At 68.3% G+C, this 17,508-nt stretch carries 18 protein-coding genes; 9 read left to right on the top strand and 9 right to left on the bottom strand.

The genetic code is table 11. The annotated features are described in order from the left end of the window. Position 1 precedes the first annotated feature (1 nt). Positions 2 to 526, bottom strand: coding sequence for an ORF6N domain-containing protein (locus M0R80_16090; protein ID MCK9461153.1), 525 nt, complete (start codon positions 524 to 526; stop codon positions 2 to 4). 219 nt (positions 527 to 745) lie between these two features. Between M0R80_16090 and M0R80_16085 the strand changes: the two genes are divergently transcribed. The 7 genes from M0R80_16085 (at position 746) to M0R80_16055 (ending at position 7,227) form a co-directional block, all read left to right on the top strand. Continuing rightward, complete coding sequence (locus M0R80_16085) at positions 746 to 2,887, top strand: right-handed parallel beta-helix repeat-containing protein (GenBank protein ID MCK9461152.1); 2,142 nt, start codon at positions 746 to 748, stop codon at positions 2,885 to 2,887. A 77-nt stretch (positions 2,888 to 2,964) separates the two neighbouring features. Next, complete coding sequence (locus tag M0R80_16080) at positions 2,965 to 3,213, top strand: toxin HicA (protein MCK9461151.1); 249 nt, start codon at positions 2,965 to 2,967, stop codon at positions 3,211 to 3,213. Between the two features lie 2 nt (positions 3,214 to 3,215). Then, on the top strand, positions 3,216 to 3,563 hold the full coding sequence (locus M0R80_16075) for a type II toxin-antitoxin system HicB family antitoxin (protein ID MCK9461150.1): 348 nt from the start codon (positions 3,216 to 3,218) through the stop codon (positions 3,561 to 3,563). Between the two features lie 102 nt (positions 3,564 to 3,665). Next, positions 3,666 to 4,040 carry a VOC family protein gene (locus tag M0R80_16070; protein MCK9461149.1) on the top strand — a complete coding sequence of 125 codons (375 nt, stop codon included), beginning with the start codon at positions 3,666 to 3,668 and terminating at the stop codon, positions 4,038 to 4,040. Positions 4,041 to 4,403: 363 nt separating this feature from the next. Beyond that, positions 4,404 to 5,189 (top strand): hypothetical protein, encoded by a 786-nt coding sequence (locus M0R80_16065; protein ID MCK9461148.1) that lies wholly within the window; start codon positions 4,404 to 4,406, stop codon positions 5,187 to 5,189. Positions 5,190 to 5,259: 70 nt separating this feature from the next. Further along, on the top strand, positions 5,260 to 6,918 hold the full coding sequence (locus M0R80_16060; protein MCK9461147.1) for a hypothetical protein: 1,659 nt from the start codon (positions 5,260 to 5,262) through the stop codon (positions 6,916 to 6,918). A 90-nt stretch (positions 6,919 to 7,008) separates the two neighbouring features. After that, positions 7,009 to 7,227, top strand: coding sequence for a hypothetical protein (locus M0R80_16055; GenBank protein ID MCK9461146.1), 219 nt, complete (start codon positions 7,009 to 7,011; stop codon positions 7,225 to 7,227). Between the two features lie 3 nt (positions 7,228 to 7,230). On the opposite strand, the gene M0R80_16050 is transcribed toward M0R80_16055, so the two are convergent. The 5 genes from M0R80_16050 to M0R80_16030 are packed head-to-tail and all read right to left on the bottom strand — an operon-like array spanning position 7,231 to position 11,566. Continuing rightward, on the bottom strand, positions 7,231 to 8,025 hold the full coding sequence (locus M0R80_16050; protein MCK9461145.1) for a hypothetical protein: 795 nt from the start codon (positions 8,023 to 8,025) through the stop codon (positions 7,231 to 7,233). Beyond that, the gene (gene recR / locus M0R80_16045; GenBank protein ID MCK9461144.1) at positions 8,022 to 8,612 is read right to left on the bottom strand and encodes a recombination mediator RecR; all 591 of its coding nucleotides are present in this window, start codon (positions 8,610 to 8,612) and stop codon (positions 8,022 to 8,024) included. Before recR ends, M0R80_16050 begins: the two co-directional genes overlap by 4 nt. Before the next feature lie 5 nt (positions 8,613 to 8,617). Further along, complete coding sequence (locus tag M0R80_16040; GenBank protein MCK9461143.1) at positions 8,618 to 8,956, bottom strand: YbaB/EbfC family nucleoid-associated protein; 339 nt, start codon at positions 8,954 to 8,956, stop codon at positions 8,618 to 8,620. Between the two features lie 50 nt (positions 8,957 to 9,006). After that, positions 9,007 to 10,734, bottom strand: coding sequence for a DNA polymerase III subunit gamma/tau (gene dnaX / locus M0R80_16035; protein MCK9461142.1), 1,728 nt, complete (start codon positions 10,732 to 10,734; stop codon positions 9,007 to 9,009). Between the two features lie 4 nt (positions 10,735 to 10,738). Further along, entirely contained in the window at positions 10,739 to 11,566 is an 828-nt protein-coding gene (locus M0R80_16030; protein ID MCK9461141.1) for an MBL fold metallo-hydrolase, read from the bottom strand. Between the two features lie 133 nt (positions 11,567 to 11,699). Between M0R80_16030 and M0R80_16025 the strand changes: the two genes are divergently transcribed. Continuing rightward, entirely contained in the window at positions 11,700 to 12,653 is a 954-nt protein-coding gene (locus tag M0R80_16025) for a hypothetical protein (protein ID MCK9461140.1), read from the top strand. A gap of 112 nt (positions 12,654 to 12,765) precedes the next feature. Next, positions 12,766 to 13,314 (top strand): ORF6N domain-containing protein, encoded by a 549-nt coding sequence (locus M0R80_16020; protein ID MCK9461139.1) that lies wholly within the window; start codon positions 12,766 to 12,768, stop codon positions 13,312 to 13,314. 9 nt (positions 13,315 to 13,323) lie between these two features. On the opposite strand, the gene M0R80_16015 is transcribed toward M0R80_16020, so the two are convergent. From M0R80_16015 to M0R80_16005, 3 genes are read right to left on the bottom strand one after another with little or no spacing between them, the layout of a single operon-like run. Beyond that, complete coding sequence (locus M0R80_16015; GenBank protein MCK9461138.1) at positions 13,324 to 14,280, bottom strand: prenyltransferase; 957 nt, start codon at positions 14,278 to 14,280, stop codon at positions 13,324 to 13,326. A gap of 16 nt (positions 14,281 to 14,296) precedes the next feature. Next, positions 14,297 to 15,997: a nucleoside kinase gene (locus M0R80_16010; protein MCK9461137.1), complete on the bottom strand. Its 1,701-nt coding sequence runs from the start codon at positions 15,995 to 15,997 to the stop codon at positions 14,297 to 14,299. A gap of 47 nt (positions 15,998 to 16,044) precedes the next feature. Then, positions 16,045 to 17,505: a pyridoxal-dependent decarboxylase gene (locus tag M0R80_16005; protein MCK9461136.1), complete on the bottom strand. Its 1,461-nt coding sequence runs from the start codon at positions 17,503 to 17,505 to the stop codon at positions 16,045 to 16,047. Between the last annotated feature and the right edge of the window lie 3 nt (positions 17,506 to 17,508).

The raw sequence follows: 17,508 nt of genomic DNA, 5'->3' as shown, positions 1-17,508 counted from the left end.
GCTAGCGAGTCGAGTCGAATCCGATCGGTTTCTTCGGGGGAACGGGCGGAGCACGAAGCTCGCGAATCGCGTCGAACACGGCTCGGAACTGGATGTCACACTTCTTTTCGTGCGCAGTGAGCTTCTTTGCGAGCTCCGCGTTCGCGAGGAGCATCTGCCGCAGGCGGACGAACGCCCGCATGATCTCGATGTTCACCTGCACCGCGCGCGGGCTGCGCAGCACGCTCGACAGCATCGCGACGCCTTGCTCGGTGAACGCGAAAGGCAAATATTTTCGGTGTGTTCCGCGCCCCGCCGTCTTTAAGGTCACAATTTGTGACCTTAGACGATCGACCTCCTCCGGTGTCAGATGAAACATGAAGTCTTCCGGGAAGCGCTCCGAATTCCGTTTGACGGCTTGGTTGAGGACTTTAACCTCCACCCCGTACAAGAACGCCAAGTCTTCATCGAGCAGCACTTTACGGCCGCGCAAAACCAGGATGACTCGCTCGACATGTTCGAGCGGAACAAGCTCGGGTTGAACCATTGCAAGCCCTCCTGGAATCTTCGGGAGCAATCTCCGCGCCAGGTACCGCGCTTCGTTCCACCTGGGTTTTCGTGTCTTGCGGTGGCGGTGGCGCCTGGCGGAAGGCACGGCCGCCGGTGTTTCCGCCGGGTGAGGCCCTTTTCGGCGCAGTCGTTTTTTTTACCGCGGAGCTCGTCTCCACGGTGCAGAATGTGGATCTACCGACAAAAGGGGGCGTTCATGATTTCCAAACGACTGGCTTTCGTTCCGCTGCTCGCGGCGGTTCTCCTGCCGCTGCCGGCGGTCGCGCAGGACGCGATCACGGGGGTCTCGATCGAGGCGCACGCGACGTTCCACAACGCGGGCGTCATGGTCACGTACACGGGCGACGCCGACGGCGACGCGACCGCGGCGCTGGAGGTCGACGCGGACGGTGCCGGCTTCGCCGCTGCGCACCCGCTGTCGCGCGCGGGTGACGGGCGGTTCGTGGGCAGCGCCTTCTTCCTGCCGGACGGAACCGACTACGCGCTCCGGGTGACGCTCGCGGATCCGGACGGCGTGACCAACGGCGTGCTCACGGCGGACGGCGTCACGCGGTCGCTCGCGATCCCCGAGTCCGCGGGCGGCGCGATCCACGTGGCGGTCGACGGCGACGATGGCGCCGACGGGAGCGAGGAGCACCCGTTCGCGACCGTGGCCGCGGCGGTCGCGGCGGCGTCGGCCGGGGACACCGTGCTGATCCACGCGGGCGAGTATCACGAGGAGGTCACGGTCACGGGCGGCGGGACGGACGTCGCGCCTTTCACGATCCGCGCGGCCGGGGACGGCGAGGTCGTCCTGACCGGGGCCTCCCCCGCGCTGTGCGAGGCGAGCGCGTGGGCGGACGAGGGCGGCGGCGTGTGGAGCGCGCCGGTCGCGCAGACCCGGTACGTGGCCGTCGACGACGTGCGGCTGTGGCGCTACGAGAGCCTCTCCGATCTTCAGGCGCTCACGGAGGGCACGGCCGGCGGCTTCTTCTTCGACGGTGACACGGTCTACCTCCGGCTCCCCGGGGACGCGGCGCCCGCTGGCCACGAGATCGAAGTGTCCGACCTGGGCCGGGCGTTCTGGCTGGAGGGCGCGCCGAACGTGGTGATCCGCGATCTCCACATCCGCGCCTACGGCGGCGAGGAGTACTCCGAGGGGATCATGGTGCGCGACGGCTCGCACGGCGTGTGGATCGCGGGCTGCGCTTTCGAGCACGTCATGCCCGGCATCTGGGTGAAGAACGACGTCGACGATCTCGCGGTGACGGACAACGAGTTCTCGGACGTCGGGCTCGCCGGGTTCCCGTGGGCGGCGGTCAAGGCGCAGGGCGGCATGGAGAGCGGCGCGCTCGCCGTGGACGACGAGTACGACGGGCAGGGGATCGTCTTCTACCATAACTACGTCCACGACTCGTTCGACGGCATGCGCGCCTGCGGCGACCAGCCGATGGCCCGCCCGAACAACGCGGACGTCCTCGCCAACACCTTCTTCCGGCTCGGGGACGACGGCATCGAGACCGACGGCGATTGCTCCAACGTCCGCATCGCGCTGAACCGGTTCGAGCGATCGCTGTGCGGCGTCTCCGCGGCCCCGGCCGCGACCGGCCCGACCTACGTCGTCCGCAACCTGATGGTGGACCTGCGGAACGTGGCGCCGGGCTCGGACTGGATGACGCGGGCGCTCAAGTTCAACGTGGACGATCCGCGGCCGTCGGGGGACGTGTTCGTCTACCACAACACGGCGGTCACCTACGAGGCTGGGCAGGCCGCGTTCGGCGTCACCGACGACTCGCGGTGGACCGCCGTCCACCTGAAGAACAACATCTGGGTCGGCGCCGGCGACGCGTTCTATTACGAAAACACCGGGCTCGAGCCGTTCTACCAGGACTACGACCTCCTGCACTCGACCGGGGACGGGCTCGTCGCCTTCGACGGCGCGCACTACGATTCCGTGGACGCGTACTACGGCGGGACCGGGCTCTGCGAGCACTGCCTGGGCGCGGAGCCCGGGTTCGTCGACGGCCCGGGCGGCGACTACGATCTGCAGGAGTCGAGCGCGGCGGTGGATCGGGGCGAGCCGATCCCGGGCGTGAACGACCACTACGTCGGGGCGGCGCCGGACATCGGCGCCTACGAGCTGGGCGGCGTCGGCCCGGACGCGGACGTCGACGCGGATACGGATTCGGATTCGGACTCGGATTCGGACACGGATGTCGACACGGACGTCGATACGGATGTCGACGCGGACGCGGACGACTCCGGCGCGGACGACGGCTCGTGCGGCTGCGCGGCCGCGGGCATCTCCGCTCGCGTTCTGCGGCGCTCGCTGCTGGAGGATCTTTCCAGCCTCTTCTAACCGCGACGATGCGGCGCGACCGGCAGGCCTCCCGGCGCTTGACGTATGGTGCCATTAATGACACCGTTTGGATTGGGATGACGAGCAGGGTCGAAAAGCTGATCGCGGCGATGGCGGGCAATCCGCAAGGAGTGCGGTACGAGGATCTCTGCAAGGTCTGCGCCTTCCACTTCGGCGAAGCCCGGCAGCGGGGCTCAAGCCATCGCATCTACAGAACCGGCGTGGCCAGCGCACCGCTCGTCAACATCCAGCGCGGCGCGGCCGGCATGGCGAAGCCGTATCAGGTGCGCCAGGTGCTCAAGGCGATCGCGGAGAAGGAAGGTTGATCATGGCATCGAAGAAGAAGCGAAACGCGTGCGTCGACAAGTACACCTACCGGGTCCGGTGGTCCGAGGAGGACGCGGAGTACGTCGGCACGTGCGCGGAGATGCCGGGCCTGAGCTGGCTCGACGAGGATCCGGACGAGGCGTTCCAGGGGATCCGGCGCTTGGCCGAGGAGGCGATCGCCGTTCTCGAAGAGGAGGGAGCGCCCGCCCCCGAACCGCTCGCCATGCGGGCATTCAGCGGAGTGTTCAAGGTCCGCGTCCCTCCGGAGACACACCGGCGCCTCGCCATCGAGGCGGCCGAGGCCAACGTTTCCTTGAACCGGATCGCGAGCGAGAAGCTCGCCCGTTGATCCGTACCGTGCGGAAAACAGCACCTTGCGGGCTGTTCAAGGGCGCGCGCCGTGCTAGATAACGGGGACAGGGGAGCCCGAAGAGCGAGGAGAGGTGAGGAGATGAAACCGACGTACGATCACGCGCTGACGTTCCTGTGGGTCACGGACTGGGATCGCGCGCTGCGCTTCTACACGGAGGTGCTCGGCTTCCGCAAGGACTACGAGTCCGAGGGCTGGGCCGAGCTCGCGGTGCCCGGGGTCAAGGACTCCTTCGTGGCGCTGAACCGGATCGCCGCAGGAAGCGAGCTCCCCCGCAACGAGTTCGTCACCCTGCGCGTGCCGGATCTGGACGCGTTCCGCGCGTACCTCGCGGGCAGCGGCGTCTTCCTCAAGGGCGACGTCGTCGACTTCCGCGACGAGGGGCAGGGGATGCGCATGTTCAAGTTCCTCGACCCGGACGGCAACGTGATCACCGCGTCGCAGATCGAAAGATAGAGCCGCCGCCGCGGGTTTTACCCCGAATGCCGCCGCCGTTCGATCCCGTACGCACGTAACGCTTGACACATATTCTGGCAAGATCGATAGTCTACACATCGGATCTCTGGGGGGCCACGTGAGAATTTTCGCGATCATCCGTCCGGGAGCGGCAGCCGTCACGAGCAGGGACGGCGCGCCCGAGCGTCGATCTCCTCGCGATCCGAGGGGGGGGCCGACGATCTCGTAGCCTCCCGATCCCGCCCGATCTCTTCATATTCACGAAAAAAGCGCAGTCCGAACCGGTGCGAGAGATCACGGCGCGGCAGGGGGCCGCGTCTGTGAAAGGGCCGAAGGAACGGGCCCGATTGAAGGAGGAGTGAGATGCAGAAGCACAGGGTGAAGGTTCAGGTGCTCATCGCGCTCGCTTGCGCGACGTGGAGCGCGCTCGCGGTCGGGACGGAGCTCGACGACGCTGTCGTGTCCGGTGACGAGACGCCGTACGTCGACGCGGAGGGGAATGTCGACACCGAGCTGGCCAAGGAGTATGCGGAGAGGGTCGACAACTACGTCGACGAGTTCGGGACCGAGTGGGACGTGTGGCTCGACGAGTACGGCGGGCAGATGTGGGCCGAGTCGGTCGGCGGCGAGGGTACGCTGGGGCTCGTCATCCACCTCATGTTTCCGTATTCGGTGACGGTGTGGCGGGACGACCTCTCCCCGACGCAGGTGACCTACACGATCGCCGGAAGCTACTACGGCTGGATCGAGTACGGCGGAACGGACTGCTACGGCGGCTTGGCTCGGTGTTCTCGGTGGAACCTCTTCGCGGCCGATCACGATCCGGGGTGCGACGAGCCGGACAACGCGTACCAGATCGAAGCGTACGCGCGGTCCACGGCCAGCTTCAACTTCTGCGACGCCTACTACGATGGTCGGTATCATCCGCCAGGAACCTCTGGATGGATTGAGGATGAAGAGGACTGCGGCGCGATATCCGGCGGGTACGAGTACTACATTTTCGGGGACTCGGGTTTCGTGATGTCAGGCGGCAACTTCACCTACGACTGGGATGATGAAGACGACGATCACATGGTGCGGTGGCGCTACAGGACCGGTGGCTACTACTACTACGTGGAGGTCCATTACGGCGGTTGCCCGCCGGCCTGAGATCGATCGGCTCGAATCGGGCCGTCCGCGTGCTTCTCGTCGGTGGCGGGCGGCCCGATGGGGCGTTACGATGGAAGCGAGTGGATTCATGCGGGTTGTCGAGGTCATGGCGGTGTCGCTGGCCGGTCTCTGGCTCGCCGGATGCACGAGCGCTCCGCGGGTCTTCGACGACGCGGGCTCTCCGGACGGCGGCGCCGACACCGAATCTCATTCCACCGCGACCGAGATGCCCGGGTGGAAGCTCGCCTGGGCCACACGCGCTGGCAGCGGCATCGAGGAAAACCCCGGGTGGACACTGCTGGAGCTGGGCAGCTCAATCGCGCCGCTCCCCGACGGCTCGGTCTTCGTCGTCGGGCAGGTATTCCGATCGGCGGTCTTCGGCGAAGACGAATTGAACGAGACCGTCTTCTCGGATCAGATGGTCGACTGGTCGAACGGCTTCATCGCGAGGTACGGACCCGATGGCGCGCTCGAGTGGGCGCGCCGGATCGGAGGGTACGGCGTCAACGTCGCCAGCGCCCACGCAACGGACGTCGTCGCGCTGGCCGACGGGACAGCAGTCGTTATCGGTTTTCACGACTGGGAGGAACTGGTGCTCGGAGAGGGCGAGCCCAATGAAACGACGTTGGTGTTGGAAGGCTACCGCCGGAACGCCTACATCGCCCGGTACGAGGAGGACGGCGACCTGTCGTGGGCGACCGGGATCCCGATGTCGGGCGAGGTCTGGTCCGCCTCCATGGAGGGTTGGACCGTTCACGCTCTGGCGGACGGCCGGCTTCTGGCGAGCGGCCTGTTCAAGGGAACGGCTTGGCCCGGCGAGGCGACCGAGATCTCCTCGGATCCGGATGACGACTGGGACGGGTTCCTCGCCTGGTTCGGCGAGGACGGAACCGCGGAGCGCGCGGTGCGCATCGGCGGCGCCGACATGCAGATGTACGGCGCAAACAACGTCGTTCCACTCCCCGATGGAGCGGTGATCGCTGCGACCATGTACGAGTTGGGCGAACGGTTCGGCATCGGCGAGCCGAACGAGACGGCGATGGACTGTCCGCCGGGCGATCCGGGCACGTCATTCTGCATCTCGTTCGCTCGGTACGACGCGAGCGGATCGCTTGAGTGGGCGCACGACCTGGGTGCCAAAGGCGTTGGAGGCGTTGGGATCGAGCTGCTGGAAGACGGTCACATCGGCCTGTACGCGAATCTCGGCCTGCCCTCGGATCTCGACGGCGATGGCGTGTGGTCCGACAGCTGGGGGATCGCCGTGGCCGAGTACCGCGCCGACGACGGCGCGCTGGAGTGGTACGAGATCGCGACGGTGGGGCAGTATGGCGGACCGAACTTCAAGATCGTCGCGATGCCGGACGGGGGGATGATCGCCGCGTTCCCCTTCGCGGGGACCCTCGAGTTCGAGGGGACAGACGGAGATCTGATCTCGATGACCTCCTCTGCTGGCGCAGATGACAGCTTCTTCGCCGCAGCGGACGTCGCGCTGGTCAGCTTCTCCCCTGAAGGCGAGATCCAGTGGATGCACCGAATGGGCAGCGAAGGGACCGACTACGTCCTCGGCGGCGCGCAGCTCGGCGGCGAGTCGCTGTGGTTTACAGGGACCTACGAGTGGGACCCGTTCGTCGCCACCTCCGGCCACGACGACGACGTCGAGCTCCCGCTTGACGGTTACACCGACATCTTCCTCATGCGCTTCGATACGATCGGCCCGCCGACGGAGTAGCCGCTGCCTTTCCCTTGCGTTTGGGTGTAGCCTTCTCGGCAAGCAATCGGAACACGGCGCCCCCGCGCGGGGCCAGCGAAAGGACGCGAAATGAAACTCAACAAGCTCGCGCTCATCGGCTTCATCCTGAGCTTCTTCGTCACCCTCGTGGGGATGATCCTGTCGATCGTGGGGCTGGTCCAGATCGCCAAGTCGAAGGGGACCCAGTCCGGCAAGGTGTTCGCGATCCTCGGGATGATCATCGGCGGGATCGGCACGATCATCTACATGATCATCTTCACGATCCTCGCCGTCGACGGGCACCTTTGATCGTCACTCGCAGTCGACCCGCTCGATCGCCGCGCCGTCCGGGAAGACGTGGATCCACGCCTCGGCCGGGATCTCGGCGTTCGTCTCGACCCCGCCCTCGTCGTAGCGCACGAGCAGCTCCTCCTTCTCGAGGGGCATCGCCGCGCGGATCTCGAACGGCACGTGCGCGTCGCCGGCCTTCCCCCAGCGATCGGCGCGGATGTCGAGCACGGTCTCTCCGTCCCGCACGATGCGCGAGCGGATGAGCGGCAGCACGTCCCGATCCGGGCCGATCTCGACGAGCTGCGAGGCGCCGCCCTCGCCCGTTATCCGCACGTCGTAGTGGCCCGCCTCGTCCCACGTCACCGAGCTCGGCCCCTCGATGAGCGGGGTCGAGCCCGCGAGCACGCGGATGACGTCCTCGGCCGGGAGCGGGATCCGGATGAGGCGCGCGATGTTGCACGGCTCGGCGGGACCGTTCCAGTACCTGCCCTCGCGCTCGTCGGACATGGAGAACGCGCCCGCCGCGACCGTGAGCACCGCGAGCGTGGATCCGAGGGGGGAGACGAGATCCACGCGCAGCCGGTCCGGCGGCTCGGCGAACGCGAGCATCTTGCCCTGCACCCTTTGCTCGCCGAAGTGATCGATGCGGCCCGACGCGCGCAGCGACTTCACGCGGCCGCGCAAAGCGAGCATGTCGGCGAGCAGATCCGGCGCGGTCGCGTAGGCGTCGGCCGGCCGCGGCACCGGCCCGCACGCGGCGGCGAGGAGCGCGAGGAGGGCGATTGCGGCGATCCGCGTCCCTGCGCGGATACTCACAGCTCCCTCCGGTCGTCGAGGGCGCGGATGAGCGTGCGCCCGTCCGCGTACTCGAGCTCGCTCCCGTGCGGGACGCCCGAGGCGATCCGCGTGACGCGCACGCGGAGCCCGGCGAGCGTCTGCTTGACGAGCAGCGCCGTCGCCTCGCCCTCGACCGACGGACGCGTCGCGACGATCACCTCGTCGACGCCCTCGCGCGCCACGCGATCCGCGAGCGTCGCGAGGTTCAGCTCCGCCGGCCCGATCCCGTCGATCGGCTTGAGCAGGCCGTGGAGCACGTGGTACCGCCCGCGGAACGTGCCCGCCTCCTCGATCGCCCAGAGATCCGGCACGCCCTCGACCACGCAGATCGCGCGGCCCGCGCGGCCCCCGTCGGCGCAGATCGCGCACGGATCGTCGTCGCCGACGTTCGCGCAGATCGCGCACCGCTTGACGCGATCGTGCAGGGCGCCGACGCTCTCGCCGAGCCGGCGCACGTAGTCCGGGTTCGCCTTGAGCAGGTGGAACGCGAGCCTGGTCGCGGACCTGCGTCCGATGCCCGGCAGCCTGGCGAGCAGATCGGCGAGCTCGGCGATGGCGCCCGACATGGGCGCTACAGCATCCCGGGGATGCGGATGTTCCCGGTGATCGCCTCGGTCGCCGCGTTGATCTGATCGTCGGCGAGCTTGATCGCGGCGTTCACGGCCGAGACGAGGACGTCCTGCAGCGTCTCGAGATCCTCGGGGTTGACGATATCCTTGTCGACGACGACCGCGGTGATCTCCTTGGCGCCGTTGATCGTCACCTTGATCTTGCCGCCCGCGGCCTCGGCGGTCCACGTCTGGGTCTTGAGCTCCTCTTTGACCTTCTCGAGCTTCTCCTGGATCCTGTGGGCCTGCTTCATCAGGTCGGACAACCCGCCGCGAAACGCGACACCCTTGGACTTCGCCATGCTCGTGATCCTCCTCTTCCGGCCAACCTAACACGCCCCGCGCGGGCGGCTCAATCCCGTGGCGGCTTGGGCGCGGCGCCCGCGACCGCGATCTTCGCGATCCTACCGCCGAACGCCGAGAGCGCCCCGCGCACCACCGGGTGCTCCCGCGCCTCGTCCTCGCGGTTGCGCAGCATCTCCTCCCGCGCGAGCCGCTCCCGCGCCACGGTCGTGCGGCCGCCGAGATCCGAGAGCCGGACGTCGAGGCGCACGTCGCGCCCGAGCCGCTCGCGGAGGAACCGCCTGAGCTCGCCCGAGAACGCCTGCTCCTTGGCCCGCTCGGCCGTGAACCCGTCGCGCTCGTCGAACAGGAGCACGAGCAGATCGCCGCGGCTCTCGGGCCCCGGCTCGGAGCGCTCGAGGATCGACGACTTGGCCGGGCTCGCCGCCCCGAACTCCTCGAGCAGCTTCGCCCACGCGACGTCGTCGTGCAGGGCGTCGGTTCCCGACGCCTTGGAGGGCGGAGCGGAGGGCGGAGTGGACGGAGTGGACGCAGTGGACGGAGTGGACGCGGTGGACCGAGTGGACGGCGCGGGGGAGGGCCTGGCCTGGGTCTTGGGCCTCTGCCCGCCGCCGCCCGGGGCCTTGGGCCCGGGCCTGCCGGCCGCGAGCGCCTCGAGCCGCTCCACGAGCTCGGCTGCGGGCACGAGCCGCCCGAGCTGGGCGAGCCGCGCGACCGTCGCCTCGAGCAGGATGCGCGGTTGCGACGAGCGGGCGATCTCCTCGTACGCCTCGCCGAAGTGCTTGAACAGCCTGTGCAGCGCGTCGCCCGAGGTCAACCTCGCCTGGGCCGCGAGCTCCGCGATCTCGTCCTCCGGCAGATCGAGCAGCTCCCGATCGCCGCCGCAGATGCCGGCCACAAGCAGGTTGCGCAGGTGCTCGAGCAGGCCGCGTGCGAACGTCGTCGTGTCGTACCCCTGAAGGTCCACGTCGCGCACGATTTCGAGGGCGCGCCGCGGATCCTCGGCGAGCACCGCGGCGGTGAGGTCGTAGTACACCTGCCGCGACACGACGCCGAGCAGCTCCGCGACCGCGTCCTGGGTCACGCCGTCGCTCCCGGCCGCGAGCACCTGATCGAGCACCGACAGCGCGTCGCGCATCGACCCCTCTGCCTCGCGCCCGATGATCGCGAGCGCCCCCTCGTCGGCCGGGATCCCCTCGGCGGCGAGGATGAAGCGGACGCGCTCGACGATCGCCGAGGTCGGGATGCGCCGGAAGTCGTACCGCTGGCAGCGCGACAGGATAGTCGCCGGGATCTTGTGCGGCTCGGTCGTCGCGAAGATGAACTTCACGTGCGGCGGCGGCTCCTCGAGCGTCTTGAGCAGCGCGTTGAACGCGCTCACCGACAGCATGTGGACCTCGTCGATGACGTAGATCTTGAAGCGGCCGATCGCCGGCCTATACGGCACGGTCTCGCGCAGCTCGCGGATGTCGTCGACCGAGTTGTTCGAGGCGCCGTCGATCTCGATGACGTCCACGGCCGTGCCCGCCGTGATCGAGCGGCACGAGTCGCAGGTGCCGCACGGCTCGATCGTCGGGCCGGCCGCGCAGTTGAGCGACTTGGCGAGGATGCGCGCGAGCGACGTCTTGCCGACGCCGCGCACCCCGGAGAAGACGAACGCGTGCGCCACCCGATCGGTGCGGATCGCGTTCGCGAGCGTCCGCGTCACGTGGGCCTGGCCGACGACCTCGTCGAGCCGCTGCGGCCGGTACTTGCGCGCCAGTACGAGGTAGGCCATCGCGCTACAGCTCGATCGTCATCCCCTCGCGGGCCGCGTCCGCACGGGGGAAGAGCTCGCGGCACAGGCGCTCCTTCTCGGCCACGGCCGCGTCGCTCTGGGACGGATCGTGGTGGAAGAGCACGACGCGGGCCGCACCCGAGAGCCGGGCGAGCTGTGCCGCCTGCACGTACGTGGAGTGGCCCCAGCCGACCTTCGAGATCCTGTCCACGGCGCCCGCGTACTCGTCCGGCGTGTACTGCGCGTCGTAGATGAAGACGTCCGCCCCCTTCGCGAGCTCGAGCACGTGGGCGTCCGGCTCGGCGCGGTGCTCGGTGTCGGTGCAGTACGCGATCGCCTTCCCCTCGTACTCGAGCCGGTAGCCGTAGGAGCCGTCCGGGTGGTTCTGCAGGAGACCGCGCACGGTGACGCCGTCGCCGAGATCCACGATCTGCCCGTCGTCGAACACGTGAAACACCATCGTCGCGGCCATCTGGTCGAGCGTGACCGGGAAGTTCGGGAAGTTCATCTGCCCGGTGAGCGTCTCGGACAGGGTCGACGAGAGGTTCTTGCCGCCGTAGATGTCGAACCGGCAGCCTCGGACGAACGCCGGGGTGAAGAACGGGAAACCCTGGATGTGATCCCAGTGGACGTGGCTGAAGAACATCGCCGCGTGCACCGGGAGCTCCTTCATGAGCGCGTTGCCGAGCAGGCGCAGCCCGGTGCCGCCGTCGAAGATGACGAGGCGCGAGCCGCACCGCACCTCGAGGCAGCTCGTGTTGCCGCCCGTTTCGACCGTGTCTTTTCCGGGGGTCGGGATGGAACCTCGGACCCCCCAAAACCGTACGCGCAGCATGGGTTGGGATGGTACGAGCCCGGCCCGGAATTGGGAAGAGCCAAATTCGCGCCGCCTGTGCAAGTTGCCGGTGTCGGGAAATCGTCGCCGAGTTGTTGATGCATCCCATTCTCCGGTGTAATTTTCCACCATGGACGGCACCGGTTTCAAGGCGTTGATCGCGAGATCCGCCCGCCCCGGGGAGAGCGACACCGCGCAGCTCCAGCTCGCGCTGCACGAGGTCGAGTGCTGCCGCGACGCGATCCGGGGCGCCTACGTCCGCGTGATGCTCGGAAAGATGCGGACGTTGCACGACGATTCCGTGCCTCTTCCCCCCGACGTCCAAGAGACCATCGCTCTTGTGGATTCGCTGGAGCGGAAGATGCGGTCCACGCGGACGTTCGTCCTGAACAGGCTCCCCAACTTCGGCAACAGGCTCCCCGGGCTCGGGACCGCGGCGCTTCCGTCGTACGAGGCGGGCGGGTTGAAGTACCTCTTCTCCCGGGAGAGGGAGGAGGACGCCTGCTTCGTGATCTCCGTGCCGCTCGAGGAGTACCTGTCCTTCGAGGTCGACGACACGGGCAGGATCGCGGGCGTCGAGCGCACGGTTATCCACGCGAGGCCGTTCATCCACCTGCCGCCGCGGAGGATCCGGGAGATGCGGAGGCTCAACTCCGCCCTGTTCGAGGACAAGGCGGGGCTCGGGGATCTCCTGCCGTCGTTCCTCGCGCTGTACACGGAGTTCGTGGCGTTCGCCGTCGAGGATCGACCCGCGATCCTCGGGGCGCACCTCCTTTCGCGGAGGTTCCCGACGCCGGCGCGCGAGCTGCTCGAGGATCACGCCGCGAAGACGATGAGCATCGCCGGGCGGGTGCTCGACGAGCTCGGCTACCATAGCCTCGTGGACGACGGCGCGGATGCGCGGGCCGGCTTCGCCGCCACCGGCATGACGCTCTTCCACGTCCTGAAGCAGTGGGGGAACCACTGCTGCAAGTCGCTGTTCCTGAACGACTTCGCGGAGCAGTTCTCGCGAACGAGGGTCGTGAAGGTGGGCGACGTCGAGCACCTGATCAGCAGGCCGAGCCTGATCCCCGCGCCGAAGTGAGGCGCCGCCGCCCGTCCCTTCCGCGACTTGCCGGACACGACCGCGGATTTTTCGCAACCTTCCTCGGAAACGGCCGATTCAGTTCTGTGGGTGATCCAGGAGGAGGGATTCGATGCGAAAGAGAAACGACGGTACCGACCATGATTTTGTCGAGAATCTGATTTTAGTGCTGCAGAAGAAACGGGCGATATTGGATGCCGATCTCGCGCGGCTCTACGGTGTCTCCACTAAACGACTGAACGAGCAGGTCAAGCGTAACCGGCATCGTTTCCCCGACGATTTCGCCTTTGCTGTCTCGCGGGCCGAGAGGGACGAACTGGTCGCAAAATGCGACCGGTTCAGGATGTTGAAGCACTCCGCGGTGCTGCCCACGGCATTCACCGAGCTCGGGGCGGTCATGGCCGCCAATGTCCTCAACAGCGAGGAGGCCGTCCGCACGAGCATTTTCGTCGTGCGCGCCTTCGTCAAGATGCGCGAGGTGTTGTCCGCCGGCGTCGAAATAGGGAGGAAACTCTCCGAGCTCGAGCGACGGCTCGACGGTCACGACGATTCTATCAAGGAGATCATCGCCGCCATTCGCGGGCTCGCAATCGCCTCGCCGCGCCCAGCCCGGAGGATAGGGTTCAGCGCCGAAGGGAACCCAGGTGGAACAGAGGTCTGATCCCGCGGCTCAGCCGCACAGGGCGGAAAGCCCGAGCGCGGCGGTGGAGAGCAGCCCGAACACGAGGTTGAGCTGCCCGGTCGCGCCGTCGAGGGCGAGGAACTCGAGCGGGTTCGGGCTCGTCTTGCGGGCGAGGCTGCGCCGCATGAGCCGCACCGCGAGCGGCAGCGCGAGGAAGGTGACGAGGAACGTGAGCGGCATCCGCGGGCCCACGCCGCCGAGCCAGCTCCCGGCGATCAGGGCGAGCACGATCGCGAACGGCGCGAACAGGAGGAAGGCGTAGTAGTGCACCGAGCGCCTGTCGCCGAGCAGCGACGCGATCGTCTTCACGCCGCCCGCCGCGTCGCTCGCGACGTCGCGCCAGTTGTTCGCGTGCAGGATGCCGATCACGAGGAGCGACATCGGGATCGCCCACACGGCAGGCACCCACGACAGCTCGCCCGTCTGGACCGCCCACGCGCCCGCGGCGCCGAGGATCCCGAAGTCGAGGAAGACCGCGAGATCGCCGAGGGCGTGGTACTTCAGGCCGAACCGCCCGGCCGAGTACAGGAGGCCGATTGCGACGCCGACGAGGCCTATCCACAGGACGGGCCTGCCGACGTCCGCCACGAGCCACGCGCCGATCGCCCCGCCGAGGAGGAAAAGCAGCGCCGCCGCGAGCCCGGCCTGGGAGGGGGTGATCCAGCCGCGCACCACGGCGCCGCTCACCGGGTTCACGCGCGTGTCGACCCCGCGCCGGAAGTCGACCGCGTCGTTCATCAGGTTCGCGCCGAGGTGGAGCAGGAGCATGCCGACGAACGCCGCGGCGAACCGCAGCCACTGGATCTCCGCGCCGCCGATCGTCACCGCCAGGGCGGTGCCGAAGACCACCGGCATCGTGGACGCGGACAGCGAGTACGGCCGCGCTGCGATCCACCACAGCTTGATCGGGCCCGGCCGGCCCGTCGTCTCGTTTTCCCCCCGCATCGAACGCTCCTCCCTGTCAGTAAGAGAAGGACGACCCGCCGATGAACTCGCGCATGAGCGACGTGTTCGGCACGTCGCCGGGCAGCACGGGCACGAACAAGGCGAGGAACATGCGCAGCCGGTACGCGTCCGCGAACGACGGGTGGGCGCGCGGCACCTCGAGGAGGTACCGGTCCGCGAACACCTTGAGCACGGAGAACTCGTAGATGAGCGAGGTGTCGAAGATCACGTCCGCCGACTCCTGAAACGGGAAGATGTGCCGGCGCTCGCCGCGCCGCACCGACTGCCACGACGCGATCGTCTGGGCGGCGGAGTAGCCCCGGTAGTGGCGGTCGCGGACGATCCGCCGGATGAGCCGCGTGTCCGAGGTGTGCAGCCGGTTGTGCTCGTCGATCCCGAGCGGGTTCAGGGCGTTGATGTAGATGCGGAACTTCTCCTCGGCCGGTATCGCGGGCGTGAGCGCGTCGTTGAGCCCGTGGATCCCCTCGAAGACGATCACCTGATCGTCCTGGAGCTGGATCGGCGTCCAGCTCTTCTCGGACTCGCGCTTGCCGGTCTGGAAGTTGTACTCGGGCGTCGGCACGCGCTCGCCCCTTAGGAGGCGGCGCAGCTGATCGTTGAAGAGCGGGAGGTCGATCGCCTGGAGCGCCTCGAAGTCGTACTCGCCGTTCTCGTCGCGCGGGGTCTTCTCGCGGTCGACGTAATAGTTGTCGAGCGACAACGCCACGGGGCGCAGCCCGGCCACGCGGAGCTGGATCGAGAGGCGCTTCGCGAACGTCGTCTTGCCGGCCGACGACGGCCCGGCCACGAAGATCAGGTGCCGTCCGCTGAGCTGGATGTCGTCCGCGATGTCGGAGATCCGCTTCTCGTGCAGCCCCTCCGCGACCTTGATCACCTCGCGGATCCCGCCGTCGATGCACGCCTCGTTCAGATCGCCGACGTGGGCGATGCCGAGCAGCTCGCTCCACTCGCGCGCCATCTTGTGCATGGCGTACAGCTTCGGCTGGGGCCCCTCGTTGCGCACCACCTCCGTGCCGCCCGGGTCCGGGAACTGGAGCACGAACCCCGTGTCGCCGTCGAGCGGCACGAGCTTGAACTGGTCGAAGAAGCCGGTGTGCGGCGCGACCGGGCCGAGGCAGAAGTCGAGGAAGTCGCCGAGCCCCATGATCCCGACGTGGGACGTTGGCCACAGGTCGAGCACCTTGCGCTTCACGTTCGCGCCCTTTCGGGCGAACAGGCGCCGCGCCTCCTCGACCGGCACGCGCAGGTAGCGGAACGGCAGGCGCTTCGCCGCCGTGTCGTGGATCGCGGCGGCGAGGGTCGCGAGGAAACCGGCGTCGACCTTCGCGCCCGTCACGTCGAAGTAGTACCCCTCGGAAATCGACTGGCCCACGTGGATGGTCGCCCCGGGGTGGAGCTCGTAGAACGCGGCGTACAGCATCATCGTGAGGTGGCGGCGGTAGATGCGCATGCCGTGGTGCGACCAGACCGGCACCGGCTCGACCCTGCCCGAGCGCAGGATCTCGGCCGCGAGCGACACGACGCGGTTGTTGACCACCGCGCCCACGATCTCGTGATCCTGCTCGGACGGGTGCATCGCCATGAGCTGCGCGACGGTCGTGCCGCGCGGCACCTCGAGCCGCTTGCCGCGGTACTCGATGTCGGCGAGGTCGCCGTAGATGCTCAGGCGGGAAACGTCCTCGGTCTCTTCGGTCAAGGCTTCCTCCGTGGTCGTGCGCCCCCCGGCGCCCGGGACGGGGAATCCTACCCCGATAGGAGATCCGAAGAAAGATCGCAGACCGATCCCCTCTTCGCGGTCTCGAGATCCTCCACGAGCATGTCGATCTGCTCGCGGTGCGTGCGGAACGAGAGGATGCAGGCACGCAGCACGTACTCGCCGCGGGTCGTCGTCCCCGAGAGGTGGACGCGGTTCAGGGCGTTCACCTGCTTGAGGATCCGCTCGTTTAGATCGTCCCACCGCTCCTTCGGCACGGACGCGGGCTCGTAGCGGAAGACGACCAGCGACAGCCCGGGCTCGAGCGGGATCCGGCAGTCCGGATCGCCCGCGAGGCGATCGCGGAGGTGGAGCGCCAGGTCGAGCTTCTCGTCCAGGGCGTCGGCGAAGGCGCCCGCGCCGTAGAGCTGGAACGGCAGCCAGACCCGCACGCCACGCGCCTCCCGCGACAGCTCGATCGAGAGCTCGCCGAAGTCCCACAGCGCGCCGTCGTCGAGCACCTCGGTCAGGTAGGCGGCCTTGTGGCGGAACGGCCGCTCGAGATCGCGCCCGTCGCGGACGAGCAGCGCCCCGGTGCCGTACGGGAGGAACAGCCCCTTGTGCGGATCCAGGGTGACGGAGTCGGCCGCCGCCATCCCGCGCAGCCGCGCCCGGCCCCGCTCGGTCATGGCGAAGAACGCGCCGTACGCGCCGTCCACGTGGAGCCAGAGCCCGGCGTCGTCGGCGATCTCCCGCAGCTCCGGCAGCGGATCGACGCTCCCCGTGTCCGTGGTGCCGGCGTTGCCGATCACGAGGAACGGTGCCAGCCCGCGGTCGCGATCCGCGGCGATCGCCCGGCGCAGCCGCTCGAGGTCGACGGCGTGCCCGTCCGTGATCGGGATCCGGCGCTGCCGGCCCGGGAAGATCCCGGCGATCTGCGCCGCCTTCCAGACCGAGTGGTGGGTCTCCTCGCTCGCGTACAGGACGCCCCGGGCGACGTCCTCCCCGAGGATCTTCGCGCGGGCCGCGACCACGGCCGTGAGGTTGGCGATCGATCCGCCGGTCGTCAGGATCCCCTTGGCCGAGTCCGGGAAGCCGACTATCCCGCAGAACCACTTGACGACGTCCGCCTCCAGCTTCGACAGGAGCGGCGCCGCGAAGTTGACGCCGACGTACCTGTTGACCGTCTTGGCGAGCAGGTCGGCGAGCGCCGAGGCGAAGAGCCCGCCGCCGGGGACGTAGGCCATGTACCCGGCCCCGGGCGCGTTCAGCGACAGGGGAAACACCTCGGCGAACAGCTCGTCCAGGAGCTCCCCGAGGGCGCGCGGCGCGTCGGGCGCGGACGCCGGATCCCTCGACGACGCCAGCGCCTTCGCAAGGCCGAGGCGCGATCGATCCGCCGGCATGGAGGGGAGCTCGGTGAAGTACGTCAGGATCCGCCGCCGGGTCTCGTCGAGCATCCGGTCGATCTCCTCGACGGACGGCTCCAACGGGAACGTGTTCGTCTTCATGGC

The sequence above is a fragment of the Pseudomonadota bacterium genome (assembly GCA_023229365.1).
Lineage (GTDB): Bacteria > Myxococcota_A > Polyangia > JAAYKL01 > JAAYKL01 > JALNZK01.
This window is presented reverse-complemented; position numbering and strand designations above follow the sequence as displayed.

What these genes read in the sequence shown, in the direction of transcription:
- M0R80_16085 (MCK9461152.1), top strand. Translation starts at nt 746, where the DNA reads ATGATTTCCAAACGACTGGCTTTCGTTCCGCTGCTCGCGGCGGTTCTC.
- M0R80_16055 (MCK9461146.1), top strand. Translation starts at nt 7,009, where the DNA reads ATGAAACTCAACAAGCTCGCGCTCATCGGCTTCATCCTGAGCTTCTTC.
- M0R80_16025 (MCK9461140.1), top strand. Translation starts at nt 11,700, where the DNA reads ATGGACGGCACCGGTTTCAAGGCGTTGATCGCGAGATCCGCCCGCCCC.
- M0R80_16040 (MCK9461143.1), bottom strand. Translation starts at nt 8,956, where the DNA reads ATGGCGAAGTCCAAGGGTGTCGCGTTTCGCGGCGGGTTGTCCGACCTG.
- M0R80_16065 (MCK9461148.1), top strand. Translation starts at nt 4,404, where the DNA reads ATGCAGAAGCACAGGGTGAAGGTTCAGGTGCTCATCGCGCTCGCTTGC.
- M0R80_16060 (MCK9461147.1), top strand. Translation starts at nt 5,260, where the DNA reads ATGGAAGCGAGTGGATTCATGCGGGTTGTCGAGGTCATGGCGGTGTCG.
- M0R80_16090 (MCK9461153.1), bottom strand. Translation starts at nt 526, where the DNA reads ATGGTTCAACCCGAGCTTGTTCCGCTCGAACATGTCGAGCGAGTCATC.
- recR (MCK9461144.1), bottom strand. Translation starts at nt 8,612, where the DNA reads ATGTCGGGCGCCATCGCCGAGCTCGCCGATCTGCTCGCCAGGCTGCCG.
- M0R80_16005 (MCK9461136.1), bottom strand. Translation starts at nt 17,505, where the DNA reads ATGAAGACGAACACGTTCCCGTTGGAGCCGTCCGTCGAGGAGATCGAC.
- dnaX (MCK9461142.1), bottom strand. Translation starts at nt 10,734, where the DNA reads ATGGCCTACCTCGTACTGGCGCGCAAGTACCGGCCGCAGCGGCTCGAC.
- M0R80_16015 (MCK9461138.1), bottom strand. Translation starts at nt 14,280, where the DNA reads ATGCGGGGGGAAAACGAGACGACGGGCCGGCCGGGCCCGATCAAGCTG.
- M0R80_16070 (MCK9461149.1), top strand. Translation starts at nt 3,666, where the DNA reads ATGAAACCGACGTACGATCACGCGCTGACGTTCCTGTGGGTCACGGAC.
- M0R80_16020 (MCK9461139.1), top strand. Translation starts at nt 12,766, where the DNA reads ATGCGAAAGAGAAACGACGGTACCGACCATGATTTTGTCGAGAATCTG.
- M0R80_16080 (MCK9461151.1), top strand. Translation starts at nt 2,965, where the DNA reads ATGACGAGCAGGGTCGAAAAGCTGATCGCGGCGATGGCGGGCAATCCG.
- M0R80_16075 (MCK9461150.1), top strand. Translation starts at nt 3,216, where the DNA reads ATGGCATCGAAGAAGAAGCGAAACGCGTGCGTCGACAAGTACACCTAC.